This is a genomic window from Enterococcus sp. JNUCC 77 (assembly GCF_054819945.1).
The window spans coordinates 971,614-978,067 of the sequence record NZ_JBTHIG010000002.1; the positions used below are offsets into that span (position 1 = coordinate 971,614).

General features: G+C 35.9%; 6 protein-coding genes. 2 read left to right on the forward strand and 4 right to left on the reverse strand.

The window, feature by feature from the left end; genetic code table 11:
- Positions 1-60 precede the first annotated feature (60 nt).
- The gene (locus ACVWNY_RS17870; RefSeq protein WP_454072096.1) at positions 61-699 is read right to left on the reverse strand and encodes a carbonic anhydrase family protein; all 639 of its coding nucleotides are present in this window, start codon (positions 697-699) and stop codon (positions 61-63) included.
- Positions 700-874: 175 nt separating this feature from the next.
- On the opposite strand from ACVWNY_RS17870, the gene ACVWNY_RS17875 reads away from it, so the two are divergent.
- Positions 875-1,240, forward strand: a complete 366-nt coding sequence (locus ACVWNY_RS17875) for a YccF domain-containing protein (protein WP_218325935.1) — start codon at positions 875-877, stop codon at positions 1,238-1,240.
- On the opposite strand, the gene ACVWNY_RS17880 is transcribed toward ACVWNY_RS17875, so the two are convergent.
- Together ACVWNY_RS17880 and ACVWNY_RS17885 are read right to left on the reverse strand one after the other, a co-directional pair.
- Positions 1,237-1,407: a hypothetical protein gene (locus ACVWNY_RS17880; protein ID WP_218325936.1), complete on the reverse strand. Its 171-nt coding sequence runs from the start codon at positions 1,405-1,407 to the stop codon at positions 1,237-1,239. The genes ACVWNY_RS17875 and ACVWNY_RS17880 overlap by 4 nt on opposite strands.
- Before the next feature lie 118 nt (positions 1,408-1,525).
- Positions 1,526-2,479, reverse strand: coding sequence for a hypothetical protein (locus tag ACVWNY_RS17885; protein WP_454072097.1), 954 nt, complete (start codon positions 2,477-2,479; stop codon positions 1,526-1,528).
- Between the two features lie 189 nt (positions 2,480-2,668).
- Between ACVWNY_RS17885 and ACVWNY_RS17890 the strand changes: the two genes are divergently transcribed.
- Positions 2,669-5,305, forward strand: a complete 2,637-nt coding sequence (locus ACVWNY_RS17890; protein WP_454072098.1) for a transglycosylase domain-containing protein — start codon at positions 2,669-2,671, stop codon at positions 5,303-5,305.
- Between the two features lie 49 nt (positions 5,306-5,354).
- Here the strand turns inward: ACVWNY_RS17890 and ACVWNY_RS17895 are convergent, their stop codons facing one another.
- Positions 5,355-6,269, reverse strand: a complete 915-nt coding sequence (locus tag ACVWNY_RS17895) for a hypothetical protein (protein WP_438720517.1) — start codon at positions 6,267-6,269, stop codon at positions 5,355-5,357.
- Positions 6,270-6,454: the final 185 nt, after the last annotated feature.

A 6,454-nucleotide genomic window follows, 5' to 3' on the forward strand; every position in this document is an offset into this window, starting at 1 on the left:
ATGATTAAATTAATTTTTTGATTCATGCCACCTTTTTTCATTCCTACACCTCCAAATTTTTTAACAATGATATGCAAAAACCGTCCGTTGATTCAATGGTTGTAATTGCCGGCGATTTTTTCCATGTAATTCACAAAATGCTTCTATCTGACTAGTTGAGACTGTCAAATTTTCTTGTAAAACAAACCACTTCACATTTTCTGTTAAAGGTGGTGTGGTTAATGAGCCGGTATAATGATAATAGCTTTTATTTTCCGGCAACAACAATTCTGGTGAAATCATTAAGGCATTCTCAGAATCAAATTCAGCTAAAACTTGTTGAAATTCCTGATTTTCTTCACCTTCAGCAAATAACACCGCTACAACAGCTAATTCTCCACTACCGTTTTGATAAACAAAATGCCCTTCTAAAGGAAAACTTTGCCCGTCAATCGTGTGCTCAGCTTCAGAATGGAAATGAACTTGCATTAAAACATGCCTCTCTCCATTTAAGATTGCTTCTCCTAAAGCTAATAATTGAAGGTTCTGTCCATTATTATTGAAATTACAAACTTCCTTTTCAAATGAAAAGTACAAACCCGCATTTTCATCTGTTTGAATTATCGTATCCTGGGTAACAATAGCAATCGGCGACTGTGCCTCCCCGCCATCTGGCTGCCATTTTTCTTGTTGTAAATAATCAATTAAAAATGATTTCAAAAGAATCACCTCTTCAAAGTAATTTTTTAAAATATAGCATTTTAAATTGAAAAAGACACACCATGAATCTGCAAAAATCCATTGAATAAAGCTAAAAAAGCTTGATTCAGTCGCAAGTCTGAGGGTTTCAATCAAAAAAAGTGTTAAAATGAAAAAAATGAAGGAGGTGCTTTGGATGTCTTGTTTAGGAAATATTATCTGGCTGATTTTTGGTGGATTTATTGGCGGAATCGGTTGGTTATTTGCTGGTATTTTATGGTGTATTACGATTATTGGAATTCCGATTGGCTTGCAGTGTTTTAAGATGGCTAGCTTGAGTTTTATGCCTTTTGGCAAAGATGTCATTTATCACACAACACCGGTAAATCTTGTGGTCAATATTATTTGGTTAATTGTATCAGGGATTCCGTTGGCGCTAGCCCATTTAACCAGCGCCTTGTTATTATGTCTCACAATTATTGGAATTCCCTTTGCTGCACAATCTGTAAAATTAGCCAAACTCGCTTTAATGCCCTTTGGTGCAGAAATTGTTTACTATTAGCCCCAAATTAAATAGATTAAACCAAGAATCACTAAAATAATGTTCAGACCAATTTGCAAACGGACATAACCTAGTGGTACTGGTTTTTTTTTACGACGTGCGATGTTTATGACAATGTTATATATACCTACAATGATAATGTAGGCCAACAAAAAATTTCGATACACACAAAAACCTCCTTATCTATTCAGTTTACCTAGCTAGTAGTGCTTTTTCAAGGATGCATTATTTTTCCCATAAAAAAACTCGTAGGAAATCAAAAAGAAAGTCGATTTCCTGCGAGTTTTAGTTTTTGGTGGTACTTAATATTTTTGCATTTAAACGATCATACGAAATTGTGAAACTTTCAACATCTGTCTGAGATGTTGGTACCCGATAAGTATAAGTCGTTAAACCATCTGTGGGGCTATTCGAATTGAAGAAACTTTCTAAATATGCTTTACGTAAATCTCCTCGTGTGGCTACAAATAAATCATAAAAACCATTTTTATCAGTAATATCCACTTCTTTTTCTAAGGCTTGAAATTCCGTCTGATCAGGATTTAGACCATCTTTATTCATTTCTTGGAACAGCTGTACATCTGAATTGTTGCTAACTATATCTGACCAAGCTGTTTCAAAATCAGCTGTCTTATCTAAATAAGTATCATCAGCGGTAATAATATTCGTGTTGTCACTAGGATTCGCTGTTGTGGTTAAACTTAATAAGGTATCATCACTATAAATCAGATCTAATTGAAAATCGTGGCGATTACCAGCTGTATCAGCAAAGGTCCATAACTGTCTTTCTACAGTGGTCATTTTATCTTCTTGCAAAGTTTTTCCAAAGCCTAAAAGATTGGCCTCCACAAATCCAGTATTATCAGAGTAAATAGCCGAATAAAGCTCTCGATATAAATTAAAAACCAATTGATCATTTTGCATTTGGCCATATATATTGCTCATGGCTTCTGTTAAAGCTGAAGAACTGGCTAAATTATTACGGTCATCTAAAAGTGCATTGACTTCACTGACTTTATCTAAAGATTGTGTCAAAATTTCTGGATCACTAATATCTTTTAAATTAAGTTGGGCTAATTTGGGTAGTTCCTGTTGTTCTTCTTTTTCTTCCCCGCTAGCAAACCAGCCGAAAGGAATCGTGAACTGAGGAAAATTTCCGGTTAGAATAATTCCTGCCCCACCGATTATTAACCCTAAGAAGACGGCCCAAAATATTAACCATTTTTTCTTTGTGTTCATTTTTCACCTCGTTATTTGATTACTTATTTATTGTGGCGACAAAATGTGATTCCGTCAAGCATTTATCAGAAAAAACGCTTTTTTAAATTAAATTTCTAAATATTTCCTACAAAAATTGTCGATTTGATAGTCAAATGTGGGAATTTCCATTAAACTAAGACTAAATGATTATTTTGAAGGGTAAGGACAATGACGCAAACGACACGCAGAGAACAGCGTAAAAAAAATAAAAACACTATTAAACCACCAAAAATTGCTCGAAACAAAGACAATCGCAATAAAGATAAAAAACATAAACTAACCAAAACTACCAAGCTTTCGATCTCAGCAATAGCTGTAATTTTTATTGGCCTTTTAGCAGGCGGAATCTTCTTTTATAACAATTACTTTAATACTGTGCAAACTGCGATTGATGCTGGTCAATCACAAGCCAAAAAGATTCAGGAAAGCGACTTTAAACAACATTATCCAACAACTATTTTAGATAGCTCTGGTAATACAATCCAAGAATTAAAAACTCAGGAACGAGACTACATGACTTATGAAGAAATGGATCCACTCGTTTCCGAAGCTTTGATCTCAATCGAAGACCGACGATTTTATGAACATCATGGCGTCGATACACAAGGTCTTTTAACTGTCGGGATTAATGCTGCTATTGGACGCGGAGTGCGGGGGGCTTCTACGATTACCCAACAGTTGGTAAAGAATATTTATTTAACGCCTGAAGTATCAATTTCCCGTAAAGTCGAAGAAATGGTTATCGCCCAACAGTTAGAAAAGAAATTCTCTAAGCAGAAAATTTTAGAATATTATTTAAACAATGTTTATTTCGGCCATGGTGCTTATGGAATTAACGCCGCTGCCAAAGTTTACTTTGATAAAAATATCAATGACACAACTCTTTTAGAAAAAGCCACTTTGATCGGTGTAACCAACAACCCATCAATTTATGATCCGGCGGAAGAACCAAAAGAATCATTGAAAAGAGCTCGTTTAGTCTTAAAGCAAATGTATCGTGAAGGTTATATCACTCAAGACGAATATGACCAAGCTCGAAAAGATAAACTAGAAGCTAGCGTCCACACCGAAGCTTTAAACAATGAAGTAAAAGATAATGAAATTGCTTTGGCGCTAGATTCTGCTACCAAAACCTTGATGGAACAGCAAGATTTTCGCTTTCAATATCAATTTGATAGCGCTGAAGAAGAAGCTCAGTATAAAGAAGAGTATCAAACTGCTTACAACAAAGTTTATCAACGAATTATCTCAGGTGGCTACGAAATTAAAACAAAAATCAATCAAGATTTACACAATCAATTGCAAGGGATTGTTTCTGATGTTTTAGCTGCTTGGCCAGAAATGGATGAAGAGACCAATCTTTATACTAAACAAGCCGCTATGACTGTGATTGATAATACCACAGGTGAAGTAGTTGCTAGTATTGGTGGTCGTGGCGAAGAAGGAAATTCTTATAATCGAGCGTTTCTATCTGATCGTCAGCCTGGTTCTGCCATTAAACCATTAGTTTCTTATGGTCCTGCTTATGAACGAGGTTTACTTGAAACAACGACGGTTTCAGATGATCGACCAAATAATACTTATCCCAATAACGTTTATCAACGTTCATTAGGAGATTTAACTTTACGTAATGCCATGGCGATTTCATCTAACGTGGTAGCTTACAAGTTAGCGATTCAAAATCAAGAAGAAACCAACGAACCTGTTTATCAACAGCTAGCTCAGATGGAATTTGGTGGTTTAGATGTGGCTGATAATAATCCGATTATCGCAGTTGGTGGGATGACCTATGGTGCAACTACTCAAGAAATGGCTGGCGGAATTGCGACCTTAGTCAATCAAGGAAATTATCGGACACCGACAAATATTGAAACCATTAATCGGAAAGACAATGAACAAGAAATTTATAATAGCGCTAATATTGCTCAGCGTAAAGTTTACAGCGATGATGCTGCTTACTTAACGATTGATTCGATGAAAGGTGTTCATCAAGAAGCCGATGGTACTGCGGCAGATACCACTCTAGCTTACAACAGTAATTGGGCAATCAAAACTGGGACAACTGATGACGCCAAAGATTTATGGACTGTCGGCGCTACACCTTACTATACAGTTGCGGTTTGGATTGGTGATGACACACCTGCCGCACAAAATAACGCAGTTGTCGGAAAAGCAACTAGAACTATTTTCCAACAAACGATGGATTTATTGAACAACGGCAAAGATGATATTGATTTCACAATGCCTTCTTCAGTTACGTTACAAAATGGACAATTGGTCACCCGTTCTAGTCAAACAAAACAAGTATTAGCTGCTCGAAAAAGTGCTTTACAAGCTTCAACTGCCGCAATCGATACTGCCGCAAAAAAAGTCAGTAACCAAATCATTGCTGACAAATTAGATGCTGATTCAGTTAGTGAAGCCAATACATTTTCTAACACACTACTTTCTGAACAACTTGAAGCATTAAGCGATTATCAAATTTTAGTCACTGATACTGAAGACAATTGGTCGACTTTTGACCGTTATGCGCAACAAATTTGGAAATCAATTCAACAGATTGAACCACGCGGTGGATCGTTATCTACCCTCTACACCAATATTTATAAGAGTAAAGAAGCCGAGTATCAGCAAGCAAAAAGTACTTTAAACGACAGTTTATCGGATATTGATGATGAAATTAAACAAGCTGAAGAAGATGATAAGACCTTAGATTCACAAATCAAGGATATTCAAGATGCCATCGACGAAGCTCGTGGAATTAGGCGTTCAACTAACTCATCCAGCAGTTCAGAAGAAAATTAAAAAACTGATGTCAGAGAAAATCCTCTGACATCAGTTTTTTTGATTTTTTTTACTCGTTCTCTTCTACGCTAGTGCTGGAAGAGCTGCTTGAACTAGAGGTTGAGTCACTGCCAGCTTTGCTGACGGAGATAGACTGCGACACACTCTGATAGGAAGAATATATTTTTTCTTTCGAGGATAAGCTTTCTTTTACCTTAGATAATTCTTCATTTCGCTCAGCAATTTTAGCCGCTTGTTCTTGCTGATAAGCTGCGGCTTCTGCCGCAATAGCTGTCTCACCTGCACTAATTTTTTGAGTTAGTTGTTGGTTGGCTTCACTTAAGCTATTTTTAACTGGCTCTAAATCTTTGATTAATTCATTTTTATATTGACCTTCTGGCAACAAGGCAATTGCTCTAACCGTATCAAGATAATCCGACAAATCCACTGTGTCTTGTTTAGACAGTTTTTTTATTTGATTAATTGCTGTTTGATAATTCTTAGATTGCTCTTTAGCAATCGACAAAATCATCAGCATATCCTTGCCCCATCCTGTTTCAGTGTTACTTCCATTGTTCACTTTTTGTTCCAATCGAACAATTTTACGATTGTTTTCAGGTTCTGATAAGACTGGTTCGGCAGATAAATCCATCCCTCTTAACACTTCAGTTTCAAAAAGTTGGTTGATCTCCCCTTGGGTATTAAAATTTTTCTTGGCTTGTTCAACCTGTTGAATGCTTTGCTTATTATTGTTTTGTGATTGGATATAAGTAATCACATCGTCAAAATCATTTTCTTCAGTACTGGCCTTAAAATAGCCTTCTTTTTCATCAATATATAAACTACCTAACTGTTTAGAAATAGCCTGATTGACTTCTTTGGCCTTTTCTTCAGTATGATCTCGGTAAATCATTAAACCCGCAAAAATTAACGCCCCAACGACTAACACACCTAAAAGGGACCATCCAATTAATTTCTTAGACAAATCTGGCACTCCTCTCTTTCCCAAAATAGTATACCATTTTTTGATTTAGGAAACAGCCTTCTTTCTTGTTATTTATTTAAAATTAGAAAATCAATTGGTCTAGATATTTATCAAACTTTTTTTCTGTGTAAAATAGTTTTTTCTGGTAGAATTCTTGTTGTTATATCAGAATGGGAGTTGTCAAA

What these genes read in the sequence shown, in the direction of transcription:
- ACVWNY_RS17875 (WP_218325935.1), top strand. Translation starts at nt 875, where the DNA reads ATGTCTTGTTTAGGAAATATTATCTGGCTGATTTTTGGTGGATTTATT.
- ACVWNY_RS17885 (WP_454072097.1), bottom strand. Translation starts at nt 2,479, where the DNA reads ATGAACACAAAGAAAAAATGGTTAATATTTTGGGCCGTCTTCTTAGGG.
- ACVWNY_RS17890 (WP_454072098.1), top strand. Translation starts at nt 2,669, where the DNA reads ATGACGCAAACGACACGCAGAGAACAGCGTAAAAAAAATAAAAACACT.